Genomic DNA, 26231 nt, shown 5'->3' on the forward strand with positions numbered 1-26231 from the left:
GTCAGCGACGCGCCCGCGGTCACCGACACGTCCGCGACGGCCCCCGCCCGCGTGGCCGCCGACACGGTCCGGCCCGCCGGCCCCCGCCCCGGCGGCGCCCCCTCCCGCCCCCGCCCCGGCGGGGCCTCCCCGCGCTCCCGCGCCGGGGGACCGCCGTGCCCCGCCGCCCGCGCCGGGCACCCGCCGCCGCTGCCGCGTCACCCGGTCGGCCGTACCGGGCCCTCCGGCCCGCCCGGCGGGGCCGGTACGGCCGACACGGACGCCGCGCGCCCCGCCGCCGGGCCGCGCCCGCCCCGCCGCGGGACCGCCCGGGACGGCGACCGGCCCGGTCGCACCGCTCCGCCCCCCACCGCCCGCCGGCCGGGACCCGGCCCGTCCGAAGGGGGTGACCGGCCGTGAGGACCGGCGAGACGCACCCCGCGGGCCCGGTGGACGCGGCCGGGGGCACCGACTTCCGCGGCCCCCTCGACGCCACCCGGGCCGCCACCGCCGTACTCGACGGCGACGGCACCGTCATCGGCTGGGGGCCGGCGGCGCAGCGGCTCCTCGGCTACCCGCCCGGCGAGGTCCTGGGCCGGCCCGTCGACGGCCTCGTCGCCGACCGCGCCGGCGCCCACCGGGCCGCCGGGGACCCGCCCGGCGCCGACCGCGCCCGCCGCCAGGTCCTCCACATGCGCCACCGCGACGGCCGCGTCGTCCGCGTCGTCACCGCCACCCTGCCGCTCTCCCACGCCGGCACCGGCCCGTCCCGCCTCCTCGCCGTCGCCGACGCCGACGAGACCGAACGCTGGGAGGCCCTGCAGGCGATGCTCCGCGGCCTCGCCACCCAGTCCCCGGTCGGCCTCGCCATCTACGACACCGACCTGCGCGTCGTGTGGACCAACAGCGCCCTCTACCGGGAGATGGGCACCTCCCAGTACGTCGGGCTCGGCCCCGACGACATGGTCGCCGCGGGCGAGGTCCTGTCCCCCGGCCACCCGCCCACCCTGGAGGAGACGATGCGCCGGGTCCTCACCACCGGCGACGCCGTCATCGAGCTCCACTACCGTGGCCGGCCGCCCGTCGACCCCGACCACGACCACGTCTGGTCCTGCTCGTACTACCGGCTCCAGGACGCCGACGGCACCCGTCTCGGCGTCTGCGAGGAGACCGTCGACATCACCGACCGCTACCTCGCCCAGCAGCGCCTCGACCTGCTCGTCAGGGCCGGGGGGCTCGTCGGCACCACCCTCGACATGGGCCGCACCGCCCGCGAGCTGTCCTCCGTCGCCGTCCCCCGGTTCGCCGACGGCGTCACCGTCGACCTCGTCGACGCCGTCCTGCGGGGCGACCCGCCCACCCCCGGCACCACGCGCGCCGGACGCCTCGTCCGCGTCTGGGCCGCGCCTCCCGACGGCCCGGACACCGGCCCCGACGCCGCCCGCCCCGGGCCCGAGCCGGTCCCGTACCCGCCCGACGCGCCCCAGTTGCGCTGCCTCGCCTCCGGGCGGCCGGTCCTCACCGGCGGCGAGACCGCCTCCCTCGTCGTACCGCTGCGCACCGACGGCGCGCCCCTGGGGGTGGTCACCTTCCGCCGCGAGGGCCGTCCCGCCCCGTTCGACGCCGACGACCTGCCCGTCGCCGACGAGCTCGTCGCCCGTACCGCCGTCTGCATCGACAACGCCCGCCGCTTCACCCGCGAGCACACCGCCGCCCTGACCCTCCAGCACAGCCTGCTGCCCCGCAACCTGCCCCGGATCACGGCCGTCGACTTCGCCCACCGCTACCTGCCCGCCGACGGCAAGTCCGGCGTCGGCGGCGACTGGTTCGACGTCATCACCCTCTCCGGCGCCCGCGTCGGCCTCGTCGTCGGCGACGTGGTCGGCCACGGCCTCGGTGCCGCCGCCACCATGGGACGGCTGCGCACCAGCGTCCGCGTCCTCGCCCGCCAGGACCTCGCCCCCGAGGAGCTCCTCACCCGCCTCGACGACCTCATCACGCAGGCCGCCGACGAGGAGGCCGCCGCACCCGGCTCCGTCACCGGCACCGTCCCGCCCGGCCCCGCCCGCGGCCCCGACGACATCCCCGACGACCAGGCGGTCGGCGCCACCTGCCTGTACGCCGTGTACGACCCGGTCACCGGCGTCTGCCGCATGGCCCGCGCCGGACACCCCGCCCCGGCCGTCCTCGACGCCGCGCGCGGCACCGCCACCGTCCCCGACGTCCCCGCCGGGCCGCCCCTCGGCCTCGGCGGCCTGCCCTTCGAGAGCGCCGAACTCCGCCTCCCGGAGGGCAGCCTCGTCGCCCTGTTCACCGACGGCCTCGTCCGCGACCGCGCCCGCGACCCCGAGACCGGGGTGGACCGGCTGACCGCCCTCCTCGCCGACCACCGCGACCACCCCCTGCCCGAACTCTGCGACCGGGCCGTCACCGCCCTCCTCCCCGGCCCCTTCGAGGACGACGCCGCGCTCCTCCTCGTCCGCACCCGCACGCTCGACGGCGACCGCGTCGCCACCTGGGACCTCGCCACCGGCCCCGAGGAGGTCGGCCGGGCCCGCGCCCTCGCCGCCCGCCAGATCACCGCCTGGGGCCTCGACGAGCTGGCCTTCACCACCGAGATCGTCGTCAGCGAACTCGTCACCAACGCCCTGCGCTACGCCTCCGGCCCCGTCCAGTTGCGGCTCATCCACGACCGCACGCTGATCTGCGAGGTCTCCGACACCGGCCACACCGCACCCCACCTGCGCCGCGCCACCACGGACGACGAGGGCGGCCGCGGGCTGTTCCTCGTCGCCCAGATGACCCAGCACTGGGGCACCCGCTACACCGCCACCGGCAAGACGATCTGGGCCGAGCAGGCACTGCCGCCGCCGTGACCCGGGTTTGCCGTCCCGGCCGTCGGCAACCCGGGGGGATGACCCGAGGGCACGCCGCCCGAGGGCACGGCACCCGAGGAAGCCGCCGGGAGGTACGTCATGGCAGCGTCCGACCAGATCAGCGCCGAGCTGTGGGACGAGTTCCACACCGTCGTCAACATGACCTCGCGCGAACTCCAGGAGTGGCTGAGCACCCAGGCCGCCGACGAGGAGACCGAAGAGCTCCCCGACCGCGCCGGGCCGCGCACCGGCCGCCGAGTCCTGGAGATCCTCGGCAAGCGGCGCACCGACCTCACCGGGGACGACGTCGCCGTCATGCGCCGCGTCTGCGAGATCGTCCGTTCCCAGCGCGACCCGGACCTGGAACCGGAGGCGGGCGGCACCGACTGGCGGCACGGCCTGATGAACATCGGCCACGACCCGCTCAAGCCGGTGTAGAGGGGCGCCGCCCGTGCGCCTCGCCCACGTCCGGCCCTCCGATCCCGGATACACCCGCGTCCGCCACGGGCGCGGCTTCCGCTACCTGGACACCAGCGGCCGACCGCTGCGCGACCCGGACGAACGGGACCGGATCAAGGGCCTCGCCATCCCGCCCGCCTGGCGGGACGTCTGGATCTGCGCCCGGTCGAACGGGCACCTCCAGGCCGTCGGCACCGACGCCGCCGGGCGGCGCCAGTACCTGTACCACCCGGTGTTCCGCGCCCGGCAGGAGCGGGCCAAACACGACCACGTCCTCGACGTCGCCGAGGCCCTGCCGCGGGTCCGCGAGGCGGCCCTGGCGGCCCTCGACACCCGCGGCCTGACCCGCGAACGGGTCCTCGCCACCGCCGTCCGCCTCCTCGACCTGGGGTTCTTCCGCGTCGGCAGCGAGCGCTACGCCGACCGCCACCAGACGTACGGGCTGACCACGCTGCTGCGCGACCACTCCACGTGCGGCCGCCGCGAGGTCGTGCTCAGCTATCCCGGCAAGCACGGCCGGCAGCGCGTCCACGCCGTCGCCGACCCCCCGACCCTGCGCGCCCTCACCGCGCTCGCCCGCCGCCGCGGCGGCGGCGACCGGCTCCTCGCCTACCGGGAGGGCCGCGCCTGGCGCGACGTGACCGGCGCCGAGGTCAACGCCCACCTGCGCGACCTGGCCGGTGTCGAGGTCACCGCGAAGGACTTCCGCACCTGGCACGCCACCGTCATGGCGGCCGTCGCCCTCGCCGTCTCCCGGTCCGTCGCCCACAGCGGGACCACGCGCCGCCGCGCCGTCGGCCGCGCCGTGCGGGAGGTCGCCGACTACCTCGGCAACACCCCCGCCGTGTGCCGCGCCTCCTACATCAACCCGCGCGTCGTCGAGCTGTACGAGGAGGGCGTCACCGTCGCCGACGCCCTGCCCGCGCTCGGCGCCGCCGCCCCGTACGGCGTGCCCGCCACCCACGGCCCCGTCGAGCGGGCCGTGCTGCGCATGCTGCGCGGCGGGCACGGGTCCGGCGGCTGACCCCGAGGGGCCCCGGCTACGGCCAGGACGGCTCCCGGCGCGGTACGACCACGATCTCGCCCGCCACGCTGCCCTCCGGCACCGACAGGGCGTACAGCACGGCGTCGGCGACGACGTCGGGGCTCTGCAGCATCGACACGTCCGTGTCCGGGAAGCGGTCCATGATGAACGGCGTCTCCATGCCGCCCGCCACGACGCCCGTGACGCCGATGCCCGGGCAGTCCCGCTGCGCCTCCTTGAACAGCGTGTGCGTGAACGCCCGCAGCCCCGTCTTGCCCGCCGCGTACGGGCCGGCCTCCGTCCAGGTGCGGTTGGCGGCCGTCGACAGGATGTTCACGATGTGGCCGCCGCCGCGCGCCACCATCCGGCGGTAGCCCTCCAGGCACAGGTACACCGGGCCCAGCAGGTTCGTCTGGATCACGCGCGTGACCTCGTCGGCCGTCAGGTGCTCGATCGGCTTCGACACGTCCACGGCCGCGTTGTTGACCAGGACGTCCACCGCCCGGCCCGCGCCGTCCAGCTCCCGGAACACCCCGGCCACCGCCTCCGGGTCGCGCACGTCCAGCTCCACGAAGCGGGCTTCGCCGCCGTCCCCGTTCAGCTCGTCGCACAGCTCCCGCGCCAGCTCCTTGCGCACGTCCGCCACCAGGACCGACGCGCCCGCCCCGGCCAGCCGCCGGACGATCGACGCGCCCAGGCCCCGCGCTCCGCCGGTCACCAGGGCCTGCCTGCCGTGCAGGTCGACCCGCACTCCACCGCTGCCCATGCCGTAGCCTCCGCCTTCCTCGGGTGTGGTGCGCTGACTCTTCACTGTGACCCGCGCGACACCGTCCGGCACCCCGGGCGGTCACTGTGAGCAAGCCCACGGGGCGGGCCGGATCCCCGGCGCCGCAAGGGCCCCGCCGTCCCCGGCGGGGCCCGGCCGCGGCGGAGGGAGGCGCAGGTCACGGTGGACGCGGCGGCGGGCTGCCACGATGGTCGGCGCACATGCCCCGGTGGAGCGACCGCGCAGCGAAGCCCGCGTCGACTCCCCGCCGCGATCCGCCATTCGAGCCCCCCTCTTCACCGTGCCTCCTTCCTCCCCGGCCACCGCGCCCGCCCCGTCCGCCTCCCCCTGGCGTTCGCTGAAGTACCGCAGCATGCGCTGGTGGTCCGTCGCGAACTTCGTCTCCAACGCCGGTACGTGGATGCAGCTGACCGTGCAGAACCTGCTGGTCCTGCAGATCACCGGCTCCGCCGCCGCGACCGGCCTGTCCCTGTCCGTGCAGGCCGCGCCCGGCCTGCTGATGGGCGTGGCCGGCGGCGCCGTCGTCGACCGCTGGCCCCGCAAGCTGACCGCCGCCGTGAGCCAGGCGCTGCTCGGCCTGGTCGCCTTCACCACGGCGTTCCTCGTGGCGACCGACCGGCTGAACCTCGGCGCGCTGATGGCGCTCGCCGCCGTCACCGGTCTCATCGCCACCGTCGACGGGCCCGCCTGCGCGCTGCTCGGCAACGACCTGGTGCGCACCGAGGACGTGCCGTCGGCCATCGGGGTCGGCTCCCTCGTCCACAACGCGGGCCGCCTCGCGGGTGCCGGACTGGCGGGCCTCACGGTCGCCTTCCTGGGCACGGCCTCCGCGTACGCGGCCAACGGGCTGTCCTTCCTGTTCGTGACGGCGGTGATCCCGTTCCTGCGGCCCGTGCGCGAGCAGACCCGGCCGGAACCCGCCGGCGAGCCCACCGGCGAGCCCGCGGGCCGGGCCGGCGACACCCGGATGACCGTCCGGGAGGGGCTGGCGTTCTTCGCCCGCCGCCCCCGCCTCGTGGGCCTGGCCGTCATCTCCGGCGTCAGCGCCGTGTTCGGCCGCAACTACGGGCTCACGCTCGCCGTGCTCGTCACCGGGCCGCTCGCCGGCGGCGCCGGGGCGTTCGGCACCGTGTCCACCGTCCTCGCGGTCGGCGGCATCGTCGGCGCCGTCCTGGGCGCCCGGCTGCGCAGGCCGTCCGTACGGCTCGTCGGCGTCCTCGCGGCGGCCGGCGGCCTCCTCCAGGTGGCGGCCGGGCTGTCGCCGTCGCTGGCGGTGCTGCTGGTGCTCGTCCTGCCGATGGCCGTGGTCGAGTCGGTCTCCGACACGGCCGGGACGACCGTCCTGCAGACCGACCCGCCGCCGCACCTGCGGGGACGGGTGCTGGGCGTGTGGGGCAGCATCCGCACGGTCTGGAGCCTCGCCGGGCCGCCGGCGCTGGGCCTGCTCATGGAGGTGGCCGGCGCGCGCGGCGCGCTCGTGCTGGGCGGCCTGCTGATCGCGGCGGTCGTCGCGGCGGGCCACTTCGCCCACCGCCGCCGCACCCCCGCCCCGGTGCCGGTCCCCACCACTCCGGCGGCGCTCGCCGCCCGCCCGGCCCTGGGCACGGCGGCCTGAGCACGGCGGTCCCGGTCAGGTCACTCCGCGGCCGGCCGGGCCGCCGCGCGGGCCGCGCGGCGCGCCAGCAGGGTGGTGGAGCGGCCGTCCAGGTACGGCAGGACCACCGCCTGACCGCCCCAGCCGCGCAGCACCTCCGCCTCGGGCAGCTCCTCCGCCGAGTAGTCGCCGCCCTTCACCCACACGTCCGGCCGCAGCCGCGTCAGCAGCTCCGCCGGCGTGTCGCCGTCGAACACCGCGATCGCGTCGACGCTGCCCAGCCCGGCCAGCACCCGCGTCCGGTCCGCGATCGGGTTCAGGGGCCGGCCCGGTCCCTTGAGCCGCGTCACCGACGCGTCGGAGTTGACGCAGACGATCAGGCAGTCGCCGATCCGCCGCGCGCTCTCCAGCAGGCCCACGTGCCCGGCGTGCAGCAGGTCGAAGCAGCCGCCCGTCGCCACCACCGTCCCGCCCCGCGCCCGTACCCGCTCGGCGAGCGCGAAGGGGTCGGTCACCGGCGGCTCGTGCCGCCCCGGCGCCGGCGGCGGCGTCCGCCACAGCGCCGGGTTGCCCGCGCCGCCCGCCGCGACGAACGCCGCAGCCTCCGCGACCCCCCGCTCCACCGCCTCCTCCGGCAGCGCCCCGTCCGCCAGCGCGGCGGCGGTCGCCGCGGCGAAGCAGTCGCCCGCGCCGCACGGGTCGCCGGCCGCCCGGTAGGGGACGGGCACCAACATCGGCGTGCCGGCGCCGGGCCCCGGCCGGGTCAGCAGCACCCCGCGCTCGCCGAGGGTCACCGCCACGGCGGCCGCCCGCCACCGCTCCGCCAGGTCCGAGCCCCGCTGCGCGTACGCCCGCAGCGACTCGCCGCCCGTGCCGGGGCCGAGCGCCCGGGTCTCGGCGGCGTTCGGCGTGGCGATCCGGACGCCGGGCACCGGCGCGCCGCCCCGGGGGTGCGGGTCCCACACGACCGGCACGCGCGGCGCGACGGCCGCCAGCACGTCCCGTACGGCGTCCGCGGTGCGCCGCCCGTAGTCCGCGACGAGCACCGCGTGCGCGCCGGACAGCGCGTCGCGGACCGCGCCGCCGGGCTTCCCGGGGTCGCCGCCGCCCCGGTCGATCCGCACCAGCGGCCGGCCCGACGCCAGGACGCGGGTCTTCACCGGCAGGGTGCCCCGCAGCGGCAGCTCGACCAGCCGGACCCGGCCCTCCAGGGAGCGGCGCACCGCGTCGCTCGCCGGGTCGTCGCCCAGTGCCGTCACCAGCACCACCTCGCGCCCGCCCCGCGTGGCCAGCGCGGCGGCCAGCCCGGCGCCGCCGGGCCGCCGGTGGCCGCCCGTCACGTCGACGACCGGCGCGGGCGCGTCGGGCGCGAGCCGCGTCGCCACGCCCTCCACGTCCTCGTCGAGCAGCACGTCCCCGACGACCACCAGCGGCTGCCGGGCGCTCACGACATCCTCCGCCGCGCCGCCGCCGGCTCGAACGCGCCGGCCGCCCCGCCGGTCCGCCACGGCGGGCCCGCCTCGACCACCGCGTCGAAGCACTCGCACAGCACGTGCACCGCCACCAGGTGCGCCTCCTGCACCGTGGCCGTCGACGCGGCGTCCACGCACAGCGCCTCGTGCGCCGCCTCGGCCAGCGGGTTCGGCGCGGGGCCGGTCAGCGCCCACACCCGCATCCCCGTGGAGCGCGCCGTCGCCGCCGCCGCGATCAGGTTCCCGCTCCGCCCCGACGTGGACAGCAGCAGCAGGACGTCACCGGGGCGGCCGTGCGCGGCGACCTGCCGCGCGTACACCTGGTCGAAGCCGTAGTCGTTGCCGATCGCGGTCAGGCTGGAGGTCTCGGCGTGCAGGGAGATCGCCGAGTACGCGGGCCGCTCGCGCCGGTAGCGGCCCACCAGTTCGGCCGTCAGGTGCTGCGCCTGCGCGGCGCTCCCGCCGTTCCCGGCGGCCAGCAGCCGGCCCCCGCCCGGCAGGACGACCGCGAGCCGGGCGCCCCACCGGGCGATCCGGTCCAGGTGGTCCCGGCGAAGCCGGCCCACGGCGTCCTCGAGCGACGCGCAGTGCCGCCGCGCCGCCTCGCGCGCGGCGAGGGGGAACCCATCAGAGGGGGAGAAATCGCTCATGTGTGTTCGGGCGCCTGTTCCGGCGGGACGGCCGCGGCGGACCCGCACCTCCTTCTCGTTCCGTTCGGCTGCTGGTCGGCGGCTCAGGCCGCGTCGGTCACGGCGGGCCGGGCGGCGCGCACCTGCGCGTACACGGCCTCGGTGGCCGCCCCGACGCGCTTCCAGTCGTACCGGCCGAGGACCCGCCGCCGGCCCGCCGCGCCGCACGCGGCGCGCAGTCCCGGGTCGGCCAGGAACTCCGCCACCGCCCGCGCCAGGGCGGCCGGGTCGCGCGGCGGCACCAGACGGCCGCACTCCGGGTCCGCGACCGTGTCGAGCTGCCCGCCCACGGCGGTGGCGACCACCGGCCGCCCGCAGGCCATGGCCTCCAGCGGCACGATGCCGAACGGCTCGTAGTCCGCCGGGCACACCACCACGTCCGCGCTGCGCAGCAGCGGCGCCACCGCGTCGCGGGAGACCGCGCCGGTGAACCGCACCCGGTCGGCGACCCCGGCGAGCCGGGCCACCTCGCGCAGTCGCCGCACCTCCGGGTCCGCGTCGAGCCCGGCCGGAGGCGGCCCGCCGACGACGACCAGCTCGGTGTCGGGCAGCCGGGACAGCGCCACGACGGTCACGGCCGCCCCCTTGCGGGGCACGAGGCGGCCCAGTTGGAGCAGCCGGTGCCGGGCGGGGCCGCGCGGGGCGGCCGGGCCGGCGGGGGAGAACTGCCCGGGGTCGACGCCGCACGGCACGACGCTCACCCGCTCCGGCGGGATCCCCATCCGCCGCAGCTCCCGCACCTCGTCCCGGCAGGTGGCGATGACCCGGTCGCAGGCGAGTCCCACCTCGCGCTCGGCGCCGATCCGCTCCGGCGGGCTCGTGTCGGCCGCCTTCTGGTGGCGCCGCTTCACCGTGCCCAGCGCGTGGTACGTGTGGAGCAGCGGCACCCGCAGCGCGCGCGCCGCCCGCACCCCGGCGATCCCCGACATCCAGAAGTGCGAGTGGACCACGTCCGGCGGCCGGCCCTCCAGCACCCGCGCCACGTACCGGCCGAACGCGTCCATGTAGGGGAGCAGCTCGTCCTTCGGGACGGGCTCGGGCGGTCCCGCCGGCACGTGGTGCACGACGACGCCGGGGCGCACCACGACCTCGTCGGGCAGGCGGCGGTCGTCCCGGCGGGTGAACACCACCACGTCGTGGCCGCGGTCGGCGAGCGCCCCGGCGAGGCGCGCGACGTGGACGTTCTGTCCGCCCGCGTCGACGCCCCCCAGCGCCGCGAGGGGGCTCGCGTGCTCCGAGACGAGCACCACCGACAGGGGTTCCACGGGACTGTGGGCGGTCATGAGCGCACCTCCGTCAACACGCGCTCCCAGTCGTCCAGGAAGCGCTTGAGCCCGTACCGTTCGAGGGCGGCCTGCCGGGCCCGGGCGCCGTCCTCGGCGGCCGCCTCGGGCTCCGCCAGATAGCGCCGGGCGGCCGCCGCCAGCACCTCCGGCCGGGTCGACAGGGTCCCGGCACCCGCCGGGACCGCCTCCACCGCCTCCGTGGTGGCCAGCGCCACCACGGGCATGCCCAGGTGCATCGCCTCCAGCAGGGACAGGCCGAGCGACGTCCACCGCACCGGGTGCAGGTACAGCCGCCGCCGCGCCATCGCCGCGTGCAGCTCCCGCTGCGGCAGGTCCCGGGTCCGGCACCGCTCCTCGGGGAGGCCCAGGTGCGCGGCCAGTCCCTCGGTGCGCATCCCGAACACGTCGAGGGGCGCGGCCTCGGCGAGCGCGGGCAGCAGGTCCGTACCGGTGTGGCGGCCTCGCCGCACCGGCTCGTTGACGACGACCGCGGCGCGCGGCAGCCGCCCCGTGTACAGGTGTCCGGGGTCGACGACGCCGTGCTCGATCACCTCGGCGCGGGCCCGGCCGCTGTCCCAGAACAGCCGGTTGAAGTGGGTGACGTGGACGAGCGTCAGCCCGTCGCGGTCGGCGCACGGGTGCCGGGTGCCGGGGACGTCGCCGTCGGGGGCGTTGTGCTCCAGGTACACGGCGGGCACGTCGCGGCCGGGGCGGCGCCCGCCCAGCCAGCGCTCGGCGAGCTCGAACTCCTCGGGCCGCTGGAGCAGCACCACGTCGACCGGCTCGTCCCGCAGCCGCTCGGGCGTCACCTCCCGTACGGTGTCGGGCCAGTTGAAGGTCCGGGCCCGGCCCCGTCCGTCGGGCCCGCGGTCGGGCAGCACGGGGACCAGGTAGGTGTGCGGGCCCTGGACGAACGCCGTCGTCCAGGAGCCGTGGACGTGCCAGAGCAGGATGTTCACCGCGCCGACCTCCTCACGGACTGGGAGTCCTGCGAGTCCGCCGTGAAGAAGCCGCCGCGGCGCACCGCGTAGGGGCCGATCGCCAGCAGGTCCACGGGGGTGGAGCCGAAGCACTCCAGGGCGTCGCGCGGGTCGTCCACCATCGGTCGGCCGGCCGTGTTGAGGCTGGTGTTGACCACCACCGGCAGGCCCGTGCGCCGCTCGAACTCCTCCAGCATCCGCGCGACCAGCGGCTCCGCGGCGCGGTCGACGGTCTGGATGCGGGCCGTGCCGTCGACGTGGACGACGGCCGGGATGCGGTCGCGCCACTCGGGCGCCACCTCGTGCACGAACAGCATGTACGGGCTGGGGAGCCGCCCGGTGAAGATCTCCGCCGCCCGGTCGGCCAGCACCATCGGCGCCACCGGCCGGAACTGCTCGCGGCCCTTCACGTCGTTGAGCCGTTCCAGGTTCCCGGCGTGGCCGGGGTGGGCCAGCAGGGACCGGTGGCCGAGCGCCCTCGGGCCGTACTCCGAACGCCCCTGGAACCAGGCGACGATCGCGTTGCCGGCGAGCGCCTCCGCGACGGCCGCCGCGATGTCCGGCGGCCGTTCGAACGGCACCGCCGCCGTCTTCAGCCAGGCCCCCAGCTCCGCGTCGGACCAGTCGCGGCCCAGGTCGGCGCCGCCCATGGGCGCCACCTCGTCGCCGCCGCCCGCGGCGAGCAGCATGGCCCCGCCCAGTGCCGTACCGGCGTCCCCGGCGGCCGGCTGCACCCACACGCGAGAGAAGGGGCCTTCGCGCGCGATGCGGGCGTTGGCCACGCAGTTGAGGGCCACTCCGCCGGCGAGCGTCAGCAGTGCGTCGTGGGTCTGGCCGTGCAGCCAGCGCACCAGGTCCAGCAGGGTCTCCTCCAGCACCGCCTGGGCGCTGGCCGCGACGTCCGCGTGGTCCTGCGTCCACGCCTCCTGCGGACCGCGCGGCGGGCACAGCTCGCGCCACGGCACGCCCGCCGCGTGGAAGCCGCCGTCGCCGGTCGGGTAGACGTACCGGCGCAGCTCCTCCCGCATCCGCGGCCGGCCGTACGAGGCGAGCGCCATGACCTTGAACTCGTCGGAGGAGCGCAGGAAGCCGAGGTGCTCGGTCAGCTCCTCGTACACCAGGCCCAGGGAGTGCGGCAGGTCCTGCGCGGCCAGCGGCTCCAGCCGGTGGTGGACGCGGCGGGCGGCGAGGTGCGAGGCCCGCTCGCCGCGTCCGTCGAGGACGAGGACGGACGAGGTGTCGGCGCCGGCGTCGTCGGTCGCGAACGCGCCGGACGCGGCGTGCGCCATGTGGTGCGGCACGAACCTGACCGCCTCCGGGTCGAGGCCCGGCAGCGCCGTCCGCAGGAAACCGGGAGCTTCGCGCGCGTAGGTCAGCCGGAGGTGGTCCCAGGGGTCGTCGAGCCCCATCTGGTCGGCGGGCCGGGCGAGCGCCGGGTCGAACGAGTACGCGACGGCGTCCAGGTCCTGCGGGCGCAGCCCGGCCCGTTCGAGGCACCAGGCGGCGGCCTTCTCCGGGAGTTCCCAGGCGGAGAACGGCACCGGACGTTTGCCGTGCTTGCGTCTGGAGAAACGTTCCTCCTCGGCGGCGGCGACCACACGTCCGTCGATGACCAGCGCGGCGGCGGGATCGTGGAAGAGGGCGTTGATTCCGAGAATGCGCATGGGGTCCCTGTCTTTCGGCACGTCGGGGGAGAGCGACGGCGGGGAGGGCGAGGGGAAGGGGGGATCGGGTGGACGGAGGGGACGACCGTCAGCCGTCAGCCGGTGCTCGTCGGTCGTCGGTTGTCGGGCCGGGGGCCGCGTCCGCCGCGGCGCCGGTGCGGAACCAGTCGATGGTGCGCCGCAGCCCGTCCTCCGCCGGGACCCGCGGCTCCCACTGGAGCTTGTCCCGGGCGAGCGTGATGTCCGGGCAGCGCACGGCCGGGTCGTCGGTGGGCCGCTCGACGTACCGGATCTCGGAGCGCGAGCCGGTCAGCGCGATGATCAGCCGGGCCAGTTCCCCCATGCTGACCTCGGCCGGGTTGCCGATGTTCACCGGACCGCGCAGCCCGTGCGCGGCGGCGGCGAGGACGCCCCGCACGGTGTCGTCGACGTAGCACAGCGACCGCGTCTGCCGCCCGTCGCCGGTGACCGTCAGCGGCTCGCCGGCCAGCGCCTGCCGGATGAACGTGGGCACGGCGCGCCCGTCGTGACCGCGCATCCGCGGCCCGTACGTGTTGAACAGCCGGACGATCCCCACATCGGTGCCGTACGTCTCGGCCTGGGCGGTCGCCAGCGCCTCGGCGAACCGCTTCGCCTCGTCGTACACGCTGCGCGGGCCGACCGGGTTGACGTTGCCCCAGTACCGCTCGTTCTGCGGGTGCTGCTGCGGGTCGCCGTACACCTCCGACGTGGAGGCCAGCAGGAACCGCGCCCCCGCCCGGTGGGCCAGGGCCAGCGCGTGCCGGGTGCCGAGGCTGCCGGCCTCCAGCGTGTGCAGGGGCAGCCGCAGGTAGTCGGCGGGCGACGCGGGCGAGGCGAAGTGCAGCACCAGGTCCGGCGGGCGGTCCACCTCGAACGGCTCCGAGACGTTCGCCTCCACCAGGGTGAAGCCCGGGTGGTCCAGCAGCGGGGACACGTTCTCCCGCCGTCCGGTGCTGAAGTCGTCCACGCACGTCACGGCCGTACCGGCGGCCAGCAGCGCGGAGCACAGGTGGGATCCGACGAAGCCCGCGCCGCCCGTCACGACGGCGTGCTGCCAATTCCGGTCGAAAGTGCTCATACGGTCTCCTCGGTCGTCGCTCATGGCGCCACGGTCTCCGTGATCAGCAGGTCCGCCAGCGCGGGCATCCCGCCCTCGGCGAGCGCCCGGCGCTGGAAGTCCGCCGGGGTGCCCTGCTGGAGCAGCCGGTGCACCAGCGAGGTCACCTCGCGGGCGTCCCCGGCCTCCTCCAGCGAGGGCGCCACGGAGTCGAGCAGCCGGCACAGCACGTCACCGGCCCGGCGGCTCCTGCCGTCCGGGTCCACCAGCAGATCGCTCAGCCCGTGCCGTGCCGCGTACCAGTTCGCGGCCTGGAGCCGCTCCGGAGGGCAGTAGGGGAGCGGCTCCCCGGCCTCCTCCGCCCGCAGGGCCGTGGCCACCATGGCCCGGATCAGCCCCGCGAACATCACCGCGGCGTCGGCCCTCAGCTGCACGTCCGTGCAGCGCACCTCCAGGGTCGGGTAGTGCTCCGACAGCCGTGCCTGCCAGTAGATCTGGCCGGTGTCGGAGATCACCCCGGACTCCAGCAGGGTCCGCACCCGCCGGTCGTGGTCGGCGGCGTCGGCGAAGGACGGCGGGGGACCGCTCACCGCCCACCTGCCGAAGATCACCGTCCGCCAGCTGGCGAAGCCGGTGTCGTGCCCGTCCCACAGCGGCGAGTTCGACGACATCGCCACCAGGGCCGGCAGCCAGGGCCTGATCCGGTTGAGCACGGCGACCGCCGCGGCCCGGCCGGGCACCGCGACGTGCACGTGCATGCCGTTGACCAGTTGCTCGTCGACCAACTGGGGCGCCTGTGAGCGCATCGCCAGGTAGCGGGCGCTCTCGGTGACCGGCACGGGGCCCGGTTCCCGGTACGGGGCGGTGCCCGTCGCCACGATCCGGCAGCCGTTCTTCTCCGCGGCCGTCCCCAGCGCGTGCCGCAGGCGCAGGAGGTGGCCCCCGACCTCGTCGAGGTCGGAGCAGACGGGGGTGGCCACCTCGATCTGGGACTGCAGGAGCTCGGACTGGACCTCCTCGTGCTCCGCGATCGGCCCCAACCCCGCCGCCCTGCGGACCTCGTCGGCGAGGGGCACCGGCAGGCAGGTGACCGGGTCGACGAGGAAGAACTCTTCCTCGACCCCAACAGTGATCATGTGGCGCCGAGTACCCGTAAAAAAATGGGCAAATCGGTATGTACGGGGCGAAGCGCTTCAGTCACTCGATCGGCCGACAGGGCGTGCGGAGCGCCCCTGGCGGGGCCTCACCGCGCCACGCCCGGCGCGACCTCACCGCGCCACGGCCTCCCGGCGCGCCGCCCTCCGCAGGCTTCCGCGGACCCGGTCGCCCTCCACGCGCCGCGCGGCGGCCTCCACCCGCGGCGGCAGCCGCCGCCGGGCCCGCAGCGCCGCCGGCAGCCGCTCCAGCACCCCGCGCAGCGCCTCCCGCGCCTCCGGGTCACGCCGGGCCTGGGCGGCCAGCGCCCCGGTCCGCCGCGCCGCCACGGAAAGCGGGCGCCGCAGCCACGCCGTCAGCGCGGCGTTCCGCCGCATCACCGCCCGCCGCCCGCCCCGTACGCCGCCGGACGGGCTGTGCACGGCGACCACCTCCGGGCAGTGGCACACCGCCCAGCCGCACGCCTCCATGTCGTACGCCAGCAACTGCTCCTCCCCGGCGAAGAACACCACCGGGTGGTAACCGCCCGCCTCCAGGAACGCCTGCCGCCGCGCGACGGCCGCGCAGGCCAGAAAGCCCAGCACCCGCGTCCCCGGCAGTCCGTGCTCCCGGCCCAGCGGCGACGCGGCCAGCTCCGCGTTGAGCGGGTCGTCCCGCCCCCCGTCCCCGACCCGCACGGCGGCCGCGACCAGCCCCAGCCGGGGGTGCGCGTCCAGCAGCCGCTCGGCCGCCGCCAGCGCCCCCGGCTCCCACCACGAGTCGTCGTCGCTGAACGCCACGTAGGGCGTGTGGGCGTGCCGGGCGCCCAGGGTGCGGCCGACCGCCCCGAGGTTCCGGCCGGGGCACAGCAGCGTCACCTCCGGGTGGCGAGCGGCGACCGCCTCGGCGGTGCCGTCCGACGAGGCGTTGTCGACGACCACGACGGGCGGCCGCTCGGGGAGCCGGGCGAGCCGGTCCAGGGTGCGCAGCAGTTGGTCGCGCCGGTCGCGGGTGATGACGACGACGGTCGTGCGGGTCTCGTGGGCGGTCACGTTCGGGACACCTCCAGGTGCGGCGGCAGGGCGGCTAGGACCTCGTCCGGCCCGATGCGCAGCAGCCGCGGGTCCGGCTCCCCGCCGTGCGGGTCGCCCGGCGGGCCGGGGTGCCACAGCGCCACGTGTCGGGTACCCGGCGGCGGTCCCCACAAGCGCGGCGGTACGGGCCCGAACAGCGTCACCGACGGCGCCCCGTACGCCACGGCGACGTGCGCGATCCCGGTGTCCCCGCTGATCACGGCCGCCGCCCCGGCGCACAGGGCGGCCAGCCGCCCGTACGGCAGCCCGCCCGCCAGCACGTCCCGCGCGCCGAGCCCGGCCGGCCCGGCCACGCGCGCGAGGAGCCTGTCCTCGCCGGGCCCTCCGGTCAGCACCACCCGGTGGCCGCGCCGCCGCAGCTCCCGTACGACCTCCGCGTACCGCTCGGGCGGCCAGCGTCGGGCCGCGGCGTTCGCGCCCGGGTGGACCACCACCGCGCCGGGCGCCGGGGACGGCTCGCGGGGCGGGGGGAGCCGCAGGTCGCCGGGGTCGGCCGGGACGCCGTACCACTCCAGCAGCCGGCACCAGCGCTCCCGCTCGTGCTCGTCCGCCCGCCACGCCGGGCCCGCGATGTGCGGGGTCCCCGGGTGGGCGAACGCCAGGAGCCGGCCGGGTCGCGTCCGCTCCAGCAGCAGGTGGCTGGAGGGGCCCTTCCCGTGCAGGTCGACGGCGGCCTCCGGCGGCGGCCCCGGCCACGCCAGGCGCACCGGCACGGCCCGGCCGGGCGCCGAGGCGGGCAGCAGCGCGTCGACCGCGTCGACGGCGGCCACCGCGTCCGCCAGCGACCGCGGGGCCGCGAGCACCACCTCGTACCCGGGGAAGCCGCGCCGCACCGCCCGCAGCGCGGGCACCCCGGCCAGCAGGTCGCCCAGTCCGAGCGCCCTCAGCACCAGGACCCGCGGCCTCACGCCCCGGCCTCCAGCAGTTTGCCGACGGCCGCCACCACGTCCTCGGCCGTCACCCCGTCCAGGCACGGGTGGCCCGGCACCGGGCACTGCCGGGCGCGCGATCCGGCGCACGGGGCGCCCTGGTCGCCGAGGAGGACGTGCGGGACGCCGTAGGGGCCCCACCGTTCGGCGGGCACGACCGGAGAGAACAGCGACACGACCGGGGTGCCGACCGCCGCCGCCAGGTGGGCCGGGCCGGTGTTGCCGGTCACCACCGCGCCCGCCGCCGCGAGCACCGCCGCCAGCTCCGGCGGGCGGGTCCGCCCGCCGAGGTCCACGCCGTGCGCGCCCGCCACGTACGCGGTGAGCTCCCGCTCGCCGGGGCCTCCCGTGACGACGACGCGGTGGCCCGCCCCGGCGAGCAGCCGCACCGCCTGGGCGCACCGGTCGGGGCTCCACCGGCGGGCCGGTACGCTCGCGCCGGGGTGGACGGCGACGTACGGGCCGGGGCCGGTCAGCTCCGGCGCGCCCACCGCGTGCCGCGCCCGCAGCCGCCCGTCGTCGCCCGGCGGGCGGGGGAAGCCGGCCGCCTCGGCCAGCGCGAGGGCCGCCTCCGCCTCGTGGGCGCGCGGGGGCCGCTGGTGGCGTACGTCGAGCAGGGAGCCGGGGGCGTCCACGCTGTCCGCCGCGATGCGCGCGACACCGGCCATGCGCAGCAGCAGCGCCGCCGGCAGCGGGCTCTGGTGGAACGAGGTCAGGACCAGGGCCGCGTCGAACCGGCCTGCGGCCACCCGGTCGACGATCCGCCCGACGTCCGTCCGGTCCACCGCCGGCGGGGAGAACCCCACCCACGGCGCCTCCCACACGAGCACCTCGTCCACGCCCGGGAGCAGCCGCGCCGCCAGCGCCCCCTGCGGCCCGCACAGCATCGCCACCCGGTCCGCGCGGTGCGCCACCGCCCGTACGGCGGGGCCGGCGAGCAGCACGTCGCCGAAGCTGTCGAGGCGTACGACAAGGGCCCTCACACCGGCCTCCGCACGGCCGACGGGCGCCCCAGCACGTGCCGCACGGCACCGAGCAGGTCCCGGCACACGGCCGGCGCGGACGCCACCTCGGCGGGCAGCGTCCTCGTCGTCGGCACCAGCACCCCCCGGGCGCCCGCGGCGCGCGCCGCGCCCATGTCCGCACCGATGTCGCCGACGACCACGCACCGGTCGGCCGGCACGCCGAGCCGCCGCGCGGCCTCCAGCACGAGCCCCGGCGCGGGCTTGCGGCAGGCGCAGCCGTCCTCGGGGACGTGCGGGCAGTGCACCCACACGTCCAGGGGCCCGCCCAGCAGGGCGTCGACGCGGGCGTTCACCTCCCGCACCTCCGCCTCGGTGAGCAGGCCGCGCCCGATGCCCGACTGGTTGGAGACGACCCCCACCGGTATCCCGCGCGCCCGCAGCAGCCGCACCGCCGCCCGCGCGCCCGGCATCAGCCGCACCCGCTCGGGATCGCCGTTGTACGGCACGTCGACGATCAGAGTGTCGTCGCGGTCGAACAGCACCGCGGCGGGCGGCGCGCCCTCCGCCGCGGCCCGCCCGCCGAGTCCGCCGAGTCCGCCGAGCCCGCCGGGCCCGCCGGGCCCGTCGGCCGTGGCGCCGGCCCGGTGCCCCGGCGACTCCCGGGGCGCTCCCGGCTCCCGCGCTGGCCCGCCCGCGCCGCCCGCCCGGCTCACGCGGCACCGCCGTTCCAGGCCCCGGCGGAGCGGTGCCTGAGCTCCCCGGCGACGCGGTGCCAGGTGGCGAGCGCCGGGATGGCCGCGCTGGTCACCGCCATGGTGACCACCTCGTCGCGGGTGTGGGGCCCCGGCGCGATCCGCGCCCGGGCGAACTCCGCCGTCCCCAGCAGCCAGCCGCCCGCCGCGAGCGCCGCCGCCCGGCGCCGCCCGGCCGCTGCGAGCGCCAGGGCCAGCGCGCCGGCCGCCGTGACGGCCGCGTGCCGCCGGATCCGGCCGCGCGGCGCGGCGGCGCGCGCCCACCAGTCGGGGCCGTGCAGCCGCACCATCAGCGCGTCGTCGGCGTTGCCCCGCTGCGCCCGCAGCGACACCCACCGGTCCGCCGGCCGCACCGGGTGCTCCGTGCGCCGGGTGCCGCGCCGGATCAGCCAGCCCGCGTCGATCACCCGCAGCGCCAGGTCCGCGTCCTCGCGGAACGCCCGCCGGAACCGCTCGTCGAAGCCGCCCACGGCGCGCAGCGCCTCCGTGCGGTACGCCATGTCGGCGGTCGCCCACAGGGCCCGCTCCAGCCCGGCCGTGTTCCGCTCCCAGTCCGTGGGGCGCCGGTCGGGGGGGAGGGGGACGTGCAGCACGCCCTGGACGCCGCCGGTGTCGGGGGAGGCGGCGGCGAGGTCGCGGGCGAGTTCGGCCCGCCAGGAGGGGCCGACGCGGACGTCGTCGTCGAGGAGGGCGGTCCACGGCTCCGCCACCTCGCGCAGCCCGGTGTTGCGGGCGGCGGCCGGTCCGCGACCGCCGCTGCGGACCACGACGGCCCGGTCGGCGAGCGGGCCCAGCGCGTCCAGCGGCAGGTCGCCGGGGGCCCCGCCGGGCGGCGGCTCGCCCGGTCGGTCGTCGACGACGACGATCCGGCGCGGTTCGGGGCCCTCGGCGGCGGCGAGGGCCCGGAGGCAGTCGGCGAGGCAGGGCCGTCCGACGGTGGGGACGACCACGGCGTACGGGGCGGGCGGATGGCTCATGCGGCGGCGCCTCCCGATCCGGAACCGGTCACAAGGGCATGTGGAGTGCCCATACTTGATCACCTTATGCACGGATCGTTCCGTTCCGCAGGGCGATCCGCTCGACGGGCGAACCAGGTGGGCGGGCCGTCCGGTCCCGGCGGTGGGCCCCGCGGCCCGGTTGGCTCGAACGGCCACGAGTGGTTTATCGTTCATCTATGCGGCGGTGAGGAGACTCCGGTCGCGTGAGCTGCCCCGGCTGGTTCCCCCGTCCAGCCGGGGCTTTCCCTTTTCCCGGTTCCGCGGCCCTCCGGTTCCGTGGCCTTCCGCTTCCAAGGCCCTCCGGTTCCGCCGCCCTCCGGTTCCGTGTCGCTCCGGTTCCGCCGCGCCGGGCATGACCTCGCGCTGCCGAGGAACTGTGGAGGGATGACCGAATACGAACGCTCCCTGACGATGCCCGCCCCGCCCGAGCAGGTCTTCGACCAGGCCGCCGACGTCGGCCGCCTGGACGAGTGGCTGCCGGGCGACCTCCACGTCCACGCGGGCGAACTGCCCGCCGTGACCGTCCACGAGGACCGCACCGACGAGGACACCCCGGCGCTGCTGAGCCGCCGCAAGGAGCAGATGCGCCTGGAGTGGGGGACCCGCGAGGAGGGCTCCTACGCCGGCTGGCTCCAGGTCGCCGGCATCGACGGCGGTGCCAGCGAGGTCACCGTCCACCTGTCCTTCTTCGACGAGACCCACGACCCCGGCGAGCAGCGCGTCGCCGAGGCCCTGGACCGCAGCCTGCACCGGCTGGAGGAGCAGGTGCGCCTCCGCGTCGACGCCCCGGGCGGCTGACCGGGCGCACCCGCCCGCCGCTCAGGTCTCCACCCCCGGCCGCGGCGGCTCGGCACCCGACCCGCGCAGGCGGGCGGCGAGGGCCGCCAGCCGGGGGTGGCGCTCGTTGACTTCCGCCGCGCGCCGGTCCAACTCCTGCGTCAGCCGCTCGGTGCGCTTGTCCACGTCCAGTTCGTCGAGGATCCGGTCGACCTCGCTGAGCAGCGCCCCGTGCAGCTGCCACTGCCGGGGGTGCTCCTGCACGTCCTCCAGCAGCAGGTCGGCCACCCGGTCGCGGACGGCGCGCCCGTCCGCGAGGGCCTCGGTGAGCCGCGTCTCCGCCTCCTCGGCGTTCGCCGACACCTGCGTGGTGATCAGCCGGGCGAAGCTCTCCACGGCGCGCGCCATGTGCCCGAACAGCTCCCGCAGCAGCACCGCCACGTCCGCCGGGACCAGCCGCTCGTCCGTGCGGTGCTTCGCCAGGTCCGTCAGCGTCCGCGACAGGACGCGCAGCACCACGGCGCAGATCTCCAGGGTGTCCAGACCGGTCCGCAGCACGATCCGCGCCAGCAGGCCGTCCCGCACGCGCGGGTTGAGCCGCAGGCTCTCCTCCGCCTGCCGCAGCGACGCGTCGACCTCCACGATCGCGTGGTCGAGCCGCCGCGCCTCGTGCAGCCGGGCCGCCGCGTGCGACACCGGCACGTGGCCCAGGTCCGCGACGTCCTCGCCCATGGCGCGCAGCATGCGCCCTATCCCGGAGGCCAGGCCCTCGATGGACGCCCCGGCGGGTTGCACCCACACCGGCGGTGCGAGCAGCAGGTTGAACAGCAGCCCGACCCCGGCGCCGATCAGCGTCTCCAGGATCCGGTGCCAGGCGGCCGAGCCCACCTGGGTCACGCCGAGCACCAGCATCGCGCTGATCGCGACCTCGGGGACGAACTCGCTGACCCGCACCAGGTGGCCCACGATCAGCGCCGCGAAGATCGTCAGTCCGAGGCTCCACCAGGTGAGGCCGACCAGGGCGCTGAACCCGATCGCCACCACCACCCCGGCGACCACCGAGTTGACTCGGCGGATCCCGGTCGTGAGCGTCGCGTACAGGGTCACCTGCACCACCAGCAGCGCCGTCAGGGGCGCCGTCAGGGGCGCGGGCTGCGCGGGCAGCACCATCAGGGCGACCACGTACGCGATGACGGCGGCCACCGTCGACCGCAGCGTCTGCGCGGCGACGGGTTCCCTCGTCCGCCGCACCAGTTTGAACACGGGGGCTGTCGTTACATCCGGCATCCCGTTCCCCTGCCCTCTCGTGTCGTGCTCACAACCAGCCAGGTGGCCGGAGTTTGCCGCCCGCCGGGCGTGGTACCGGCGGATCCATGAATCAAGGAACCCCTGTAGCCGTCGTCACCGGATCCGACTCCGGCATCGGCCGCGCCGTGGCCGTCCGCCTCGCCCAACAGGGCATGGACGTGGGCATCACCTGGCACGACGACCACGACGGCGCGCTGCGCACCGCCGAGGAGGTGCGGTCCCACGGACGCCGCGCGGCCGTCGCCCGGATGGACCTGACCGACCTGCCGGGCGCCGCCCGCGTCGTCGACGACCTGGCCGGCGAGCTCGGCAGGATCGACGTCCTGGTCAACAACGCCGGCACCGGAACCGCCACGCCCTTCCTCGACCTGTCGTACGAGACCGTGCGCGGCGTCGTCGACGTGGACCTGATCGGGCCGTTCCTGTGCTCCCAGTTCGCCGCCCGCCGCATGATCGAGCAGGGCGGCGGAGGACGCATCGTCAACGTCACCTCGGTGCACGAGCACCAACCCCGGGTCGGCGCCGCCCCCTACTGCGCCGCCAAGGGCGGGCTGGGGCTGCTGACGCAGGTGATGGCGCTGGAGCTCGCCGAGCACGGCATCACCGTCAACGCGGTCGCGCCCGGCGAGATCGCCACGCCCATGACCGGGCAGGAGGACCGGGACGTGCGCGAGGAGCGTCGCCCGGGCATCCCGCTCGGCCGCCCGGGCGACGCCCGCGAGGTCGCGGCCGTCATCGCCTTCCTGGCGGGCGAGGACGCCTCGTACGTCACCGGGGCGTCCTGGACCGTCGACGGCGGGATGCTGCGGATGGGTCCCCAGGCCGGCTCCCACCTGGAGAGCGACGACTGGCGCCGCCCCTGACCCGGCCGCACCGCGCGAACGGCCCGCGGCGGCCCCGGCACGGAGGACCGGGGCCGCCGCGGGCCCGCTTCACGCGAGGCGGCGCGGGGCGGCGGCGTCAGCGCGAGACGACGAAGCGCTCGTTCGGCACGCAGTGCGTCATCGTCAGGCCGGTCACGTCCCGCGGCGGGTTCTCGCCCAGGTTGGCCAGCCGCTTGCGGTCGTCGTCGGTGAGCGTCTGGTTCGGCAGCGGCTCCAGGCCCGCCACGTCCTTGGGGGCGATGCCGACCCCCTCGCCGACCCGCAGGCCCAGGTCGTTGTCGACCAGCAGGAAGTGCCAGACCATCCGCTCCTGCACGGGCCGGTCGCACTGCTTGAGCGCGTTGCTGAGGTTCAGCACGAGGTCGTCGCGCTCCCACTGCTCCATCAGCTGGTAGCGCTGACCGGCCTGCAGGTAGTCGTTGGTGCGGGGGATGCGCTTGCGGGTGAGGCGCCCGCGGATCTCCGGCCCCTGCTCGTCGTGGGCCGGGTCCGGGGCCTCCCGCAGCCCGCCCATGAGGGACGGCTCGTAGTTGGTGCTCGGGTCCTCCCCGGCGCCGTCCACGTGGTACGTCATCAGGCCGTCGCGCTGGTTGGTGCGCACGTCCGCGTTCTTGGCCTGGTTGACCGGGAGCTGGAGGTAGTTGGGGCCGACCCGGTACCGCTGGGTGTCGCTGTACGAGAACGTCCGGCCCACCAGCATCTTGTCGTCGGAGAAGTCCAGGCCGTCCACGAGCACGCCCGTGCCGAAGGAGATCTGCTCGTTCTCCGCGAAGAAGTTCTCCGGCATCCGGTCGAGCACCATCCGCCCGACCGGCTTCGGCGGGAAGTCCTGCTCCGGCCAGGTCTTCGTGTCGTCCAGCGGGTCGAAGTCGAGCTCCGCGTGCTCGTCGTCCGACATCATCTGGACGAGCAGCTCCCACTCCGGGTGGTCACCGCGCGCGACCGCCTCGTACAGGTCCTTGGTGGCGTGTCCGAGGCCCTGCGCCTGCATGTTCGCGGCGTCCTCCTCGGTCATGCTCCGCACGCCCTGCTTCGGCATCCAGTGGTACTTGACCAGCACCGTCTCGCCCTCGGCGTTCACCCACTTGTACGTGTTGACGCCGAAGCCCTGCATGTGGCGGTAGTCCGACGGGATGCCGCGCGGGCTGAACAGGTTGACGAGCATGTGCATGCTCTCGGGGGTCTGCGCCATGAAGTCGAAGATCCGCCGCGGCTGCTGCTCGAAGGTGACCGGGTCCGGCTTCAGCGCGTGGATCACGTCCGGGAACTTGATGGCGTCCCGGATGAAGAACACGCCCAGGTTGTTGCCGACCAGGTCCCAGTTGCCGTCCTCCGTGTAGAACTTCACGGCGAAGCCGCGCGGGTCGCGCGCCGACTCCGAGGAGTCCCGGCCGCCGATCACCGTCGAGAACCGCACGGCCAGGTCGGTGCGCTTGCCGCGCTCCTGGAACAGCTTCGCCCGGGTGAACCGACTGATCGGCTCGTCGCCCCAGGAGCCGTACGCCTCGAAGTACCCGTAGGCGGTGACGCCGCGGGCGTGGACGACGCGCTCGGGGATGCGCTCCCGGTCGAAGTGGCTGATCTTCTCCAGGAACTGGTAGTTCTCCAGCGTCGCCGGACCGCGGGCGCCGACCGTGCGCTGGTTCTGGTTGTCGTGTACCGGGTGCCCCTGGCGGTTGGTGAGCACCTTCCGGCTGTCGTCCGTCACGATCTCCGGCTCCTCTCAGGATGCGGGACTGCGACTGTCAGATTTATCCGATATGTCGCAATACCCCCGTTACCCATCCGAGGGGTGCCCCTAACCGGACGGACTCAACGGACTCCCGCACTCGCCGCGCCTCCGGCCAGCGACGTGGGCCGCGTGTGCACCGGCAGGTGGTACACCGCGAAGGCCTGCCCCAGCACCGGCTGCGCCACGTTGCGCACCCGCACCCCGCCGCCGGTCATCCCGTGCTCGCTGCCCATGTGCGCGTGACCGTGCACGGCCAGGTCGGCCCCCGCCCCGTCCACCGCCTCGGCCAGCAGGTAGCTGCCGAGGAACGGGTAGATCTCCAGCGGCTCCCCGGCCAGCGTGTCCGGTACCGGCGAGTAGTGCGTCAGCGCGATCCGCACGGCGCAGTCCTCCTCCCGGAGCGTTCGCAGCGACGCGGCCAGCTCCTCCGCGCACCGCCGGGTGTACCGGATGAACGCCTTCATCTCCGGCTCGCCGAACTCGCCCCCGCTGCGCCCGGCGAACCCGCCGCCGAACCCCTTCGTCCCGGCGACGCCCACCTTCGTCCCGCCGATCCGCAGCACCGTGCCCCGGCCCTCCAGGACGGTGACCCCGACCTCCTCCAGCACGGCCGTCACCTCGTCCTGCTGGTCGCTCTGGTAGTCGTGGTTGCCGAGCACGGCCACCACCGGGACGGGCAGCCCGGCCACCTCGCGGGCCACCACGCGGGCCTCCTCGACCGTGCCGTGCCGGGTCAGGTCCCCGGCGAGCAGCAACAGGTCGGCGCAGTCGCCCAGCGTGTCGAACGCCGGCCGCAACGCGCCGGCGCTCTCGGGGGACAGGTGGATGTCGCCGACGGCGGCTACCCGGATCATGACAGTTCCTCCCGGTGCGTCGGGGCGTCGGAGCAGGCCACCACCAGGTCCTCGTGGAGCGGGAGGCCGGCCAGCTCCTCACGGGCGATGCGCAGGACCTCGCTGCGGCAGGCGTCGCTGGACACCGTCCCGTACAGCATCACGCTCCCGCCGCGCTCCTCGATCCGTACGCCCATCTCGGCGATGTCCTCGCTCGCCAGCCGGTCGCGCAGGTGCGCGATCCGGTACTCGGACGTGTCGGCGCCGCTCATGGGGTCGCCTCCTTCGGCTCGATCACGTTCAGGCGCTCCAGGAGGAACAGGAACGCCTCGGGCATGGGGGAGCCCTCGTTCTCCCGGCGCAGCAGGTCCCAGTCGATCCTCTCCCGCAGCACCCGGGCGATCGGCAGCACGGAACCGAAGTCGCAGTGGTGCTCCGAGAACGCCGCGAGCTGGCTGCCCATGAGGTCCGTCGGCGCCAGGACGGGCATGTGCACCGAGTCGACCGGCAGGACCTGCGCCCGCGCCAGCAGCTCCTGCGTGACCGGGCGGCGGGCCAGCTCGAAGATCAGGTCGATCTCCTCGCCCCGGCACGTGGCCTTGATCAGCCAGTCCTCAGGGGGCTTGCGGACCCGGATGCCCGCGTTCTGCAGTTCGCGCGTGACGGCTTCCTCGTCCTCGCGCAGGATGGCGAAGTCGGTGTCGTGCTGGAGGCTGGCCGGCACGCCGTGGGCGTACGCGGCCACGCTGCCGGCCAGCGCGAACCGGTGCCCGCCCGCCTTCAGGATGCCGGCCACCTGCTTGGTGGCCTCCAGGATCGCCTGCGTGCGGTCCGGCGGCAGCGGCGCCCCACCCGCCACCTCGCCGGGCTCCGGAGCCACGGCGAGGTGGGCGGCCTCGTCAACCTGGTTGTTCACGGTCTCGGCCCCCTTACATCG

The 26231-nt window shown here is 76.4% G+C and carries 24 protein-coding genes; 6 read left to right on the forward strand and 18 right to left on the reverse strand.

Translation table 11 applies throughout. From position 1 onward, the window contains the following. The first annotated feature begins 395 nt into the window (after positions 1–395). From RND61_RS18140 to RND61_RS18150, 3 genes are all read left to right on the forward strand, one after another. Entirely contained in the window at positions 396–2855 is a 2460-nt protein-coding gene (locus tag RND61_RS18140) for a SpoIIE family protein phosphatase (RefSeq protein WP_315879025.1), read from the forward strand. Positions 2856–2954: 99 nt separating this feature from the next. Next, positions 2955–3293, forward strand: coding sequence for a DUF3140 domain-containing protein (locus tag RND61_RS18145; protein ID WP_315879026.1), 339 nt, complete (start codon positions 2955–2957; stop codon positions 3291–3293). Positions 3294–3306: 13 nt separating this feature from the next. Then, positions 3307–4338, forward strand: a complete 1032-nt coding sequence (locus RND61_RS18150) for a DNA topoisomerase IB (RefSeq protein WP_315879027.1) — start codon at positions 3307–3309, stop codon at positions 4336–4338. Positions 4339–4354: 16 nt separating this feature from the next. On the opposite strand, the gene RND61_RS18155 is transcribed toward RND61_RS18150, so the two are convergent. Further along, on the reverse strand, positions 4355–5104 hold the full coding sequence (locus RND61_RS18155; protein WP_315879028.1) for an SDR family oxidoreductase: 750 nt from the start codon (positions 5102–5104) through the stop codon (positions 4355–4357). 373 nt (positions 5105–5477) lie between these two features. Between RND61_RS18155 and RND61_RS18160 the strand changes: the two genes are divergently transcribed. Further along, the gene (locus RND61_RS18160; RefSeq protein WP_315879061.1) at positions 5478–6740 is read left to right on the forward strand and encodes an MFS transporter; all 1263 of its coding nucleotides are present in this window, start codon (positions 5478–5480) and stop codon (positions 6738–6740) included. Between the two features lie 20 nt (positions 6741–6760). On the opposite strand, the gene rfaE2 is transcribed toward RND61_RS18160, so the two are convergent. The 12 genes from rfaE2 to RND61_RS18220 all read right to left on the reverse strand — a co-directional run bounded on the left by rfaE2 (position 6761) and on the right by RND61_RS18220 (position 19739). After that, positions 6761–8167 carry a D-glycero-beta-D-manno-heptose 1-phosphate adenylyltransferase gene (gene rfaE2, locus RND61_RS18165; protein ID WP_315879029.1) on the reverse strand — a complete coding sequence of 469 codons (1407 nt, stop codon included), beginning with the start codon at positions 8165–8167 and terminating at the stop codon, positions 6761–6763. Then, a complete protein-coding gene (locus RND61_RS18170; protein ID WP_315879030.1) occupies positions 8164–8841 on the reverse strand; it encodes a D-sedoheptulose-7-phosphate isomerase in 678 nt (225 codons plus the stop codon). Before RND61_RS18170 ends, rfaE2 begins: the two co-directional genes overlap by 4 nt. Positions 8842–8924: 83 nt before the next feature. Beyond that, positions 8925–10163: a glycosyltransferase gene (locus RND61_RS18175; RefSeq protein WP_315879031.1), complete on the reverse strand. Its 1239-nt coding sequence runs from the start codon at positions 10161–10163 to the stop codon at positions 8925–8927. Then, entirely contained in the window at positions 10160–11125 is a 966-nt protein-coding gene (locus RND61_RS18180) for a glycosyltransferase (RefSeq protein WP_315879032.1), read from the reverse strand. Before RND61_RS18180 ends, RND61_RS18175 begins: the two co-directional genes overlap by 4 nt. Then, complete coding sequence (locus RND61_RS18185; RefSeq protein WP_315879033.1) at positions 11122–12810, reverse strand: carbamoyltransferase family protein; 1689 nt, start codon at positions 12808–12810, stop codon at positions 11122–11124. Before RND61_RS18185 ends, RND61_RS18180 begins: the two co-directional genes overlap by 4 nt. 88 nt (positions 12811–12898) lie before the next feature. Then, on the reverse strand, positions 12899–13909 hold the full coding sequence (locus RND61_RS18190) for a UDP-glucuronic acid decarboxylase family protein (RefSeq protein WP_315879034.1): 1011 nt from the start codon (positions 13907–13909) through the stop codon (positions 12899–12901). A 20-nt stretch (positions 13910–13929) separates the two neighbouring features. Then, complete coding sequence (locus RND61_RS18195) at positions 13930–15024, reverse strand: carboxylate-amine ligase (protein WP_315879035.1); 1095 nt, start codon at positions 15022–15024, stop codon at positions 13930–13932. A 132-nt stretch (positions 15025–15156) separates the two neighbouring features. After that, positions 15157–16074 (reverse strand): glycosyltransferase family 2 protein, encoded by a 918-nt coding sequence (locus tag RND61_RS18200; protein ID WP_315879036.1) that lies wholly within the window; start codon positions 16072–16074, stop codon positions 15157–15159. Beyond that, the gene (locus RND61_RS18205; RefSeq protein WP_315879037.1) at positions 16071–17024 is read right to left on the reverse strand and encodes a glycosyltransferase family 9 protein; all 954 of its coding nucleotides are present in this window, start codon (positions 17022–17024) and stop codon (positions 16071–16073) included. The genes RND61_RS18200 and RND61_RS18205 overlap by 4 nt, the downstream gene beginning before the upstream one ends. Next, positions 17021–18028, reverse strand: coding sequence for a glycosyltransferase family 9 protein (locus tag RND61_RS18210; RefSeq protein WP_315879038.1), 1008 nt, complete (start codon positions 18026–18028; stop codon positions 17021–17023). The genes RND61_RS18205 and RND61_RS18210 overlap by 4 nt, the downstream gene beginning before the upstream one ends. Continuing rightward, the gene (locus RND61_RS18215; protein WP_315879039.1) at positions 18025–18723 is read right to left on the reverse strand and encodes a D-glycero-alpha-D-manno-heptose-1,7-bisphosphate 7-phosphatase; all 699 of its coding nucleotides are present in this window, start codon (positions 18721–18723) and stop codon (positions 18025–18027) included. The genes RND61_RS18210 and RND61_RS18215 overlap by 4 nt, the downstream gene beginning before the upstream one ends. Continuing rightward, positions 18720–19739: a glycosyltransferase family 2 protein gene (locus RND61_RS18220; RefSeq protein ID WP_315879040.1), complete on the reverse strand. Its 1020-nt coding sequence runs from the start codon at positions 19737–19739 to the stop codon at positions 18720–18722. The genes RND61_RS18215 and RND61_RS18220 overlap by 4 nt, the downstream gene beginning before the upstream one ends. Positions 19740–20144: 405 nt before the next feature. Here RND61_RS18220 and RND61_RS18225 point away from each other — a divergent pair, with 405 nt between their 5' ends. Further along, positions 20145–20558 (forward strand): SRPBCC family protein, encoded by a 414-nt coding sequence (locus RND61_RS18225; protein ID WP_315879041.1) that lies wholly within the window; start codon positions 20145–20147, stop codon positions 20556–20558. 21 nt (positions 20559–20579) lie between these two features. Here the strand turns inward: RND61_RS18225 and RND61_RS18230 are convergent, their stop codons facing one another. Further along, positions 20580–21824, reverse strand: coding sequence for an aromatic acid exporter family protein (locus RND61_RS18230; protein ID WP_315879042.1), 1245 nt, complete (start codon positions 21822–21824; stop codon positions 20580–20582). Positions 21825–21910: 86 nt separating this feature from the next. On the opposite strand from RND61_RS18230, the gene RND61_RS18235 reads away from it, so the two are divergent. Continuing rightward, a complete protein-coding gene (locus RND61_RS18235; protein ID WP_315879043.1) occupies positions 21911–22708 on the forward strand; it encodes an SDR family oxidoreductase in 798 nt (265 codons plus the stop codon). A gap of 97 nt (positions 22709–22805) precedes the next feature. On the opposite strand, the gene RND61_RS18240 is transcribed toward RND61_RS18235, so the two are convergent. The 4 genes from RND61_RS18240 to RND61_RS18255 all read right to left on the reverse strand — a co-directional run bounded on the left by RND61_RS18240 (position 22806) and on the right by RND61_RS18255 (position 26210). Beyond that, a complete protein-coding gene (locus RND61_RS18240; RefSeq protein WP_315879044.1) occupies positions 22806–24437 on the reverse strand; it encodes a catalase in 1632 nt (543 codons plus the stop codon). A 104-nt stretch (positions 24438–24541) separates the two neighbouring features. Next, complete coding sequence (locus RND61_RS18245) at positions 24542–25315, reverse strand: metallophosphoesterase family protein (protein WP_315879045.1); 774 nt, start codon at positions 25313–25315, stop codon at positions 24542–24544. Next, a complete protein-coding gene (locus RND61_RS18250) occupies positions 25312–25566 on the reverse strand; it encodes a hypothetical protein (RefSeq protein WP_315879046.1) in 255 nt (84 codons plus the stop codon). The genes RND61_RS18245 and RND61_RS18250 overlap by 4 nt, the downstream gene beginning before the upstream one ends. After that, on the reverse strand, positions 25563–26210 hold the full coding sequence (locus tag RND61_RS18255) for a nucleotidyltransferase family protein (RefSeq protein ID WP_315879047.1): 648 nt from the start codon (positions 26208–26210) through the stop codon (positions 25563–25565). The genes RND61_RS18250 and RND61_RS18255 overlap by 4 nt, the downstream gene beginning before the upstream one ends. Between the last annotated feature and the right edge of the window lie 21 nt (positions 26211–26231).

The organism is Streptomyces tamarix, from assembly GCF_032423885.1.
GTDB classification, from domain to species: domain Bacteria; phylum Actinomycetota; class Actinomycetes; order Streptomycetales; family Streptomycetaceae; genus Streptomyces; species Streptomyces tamarix.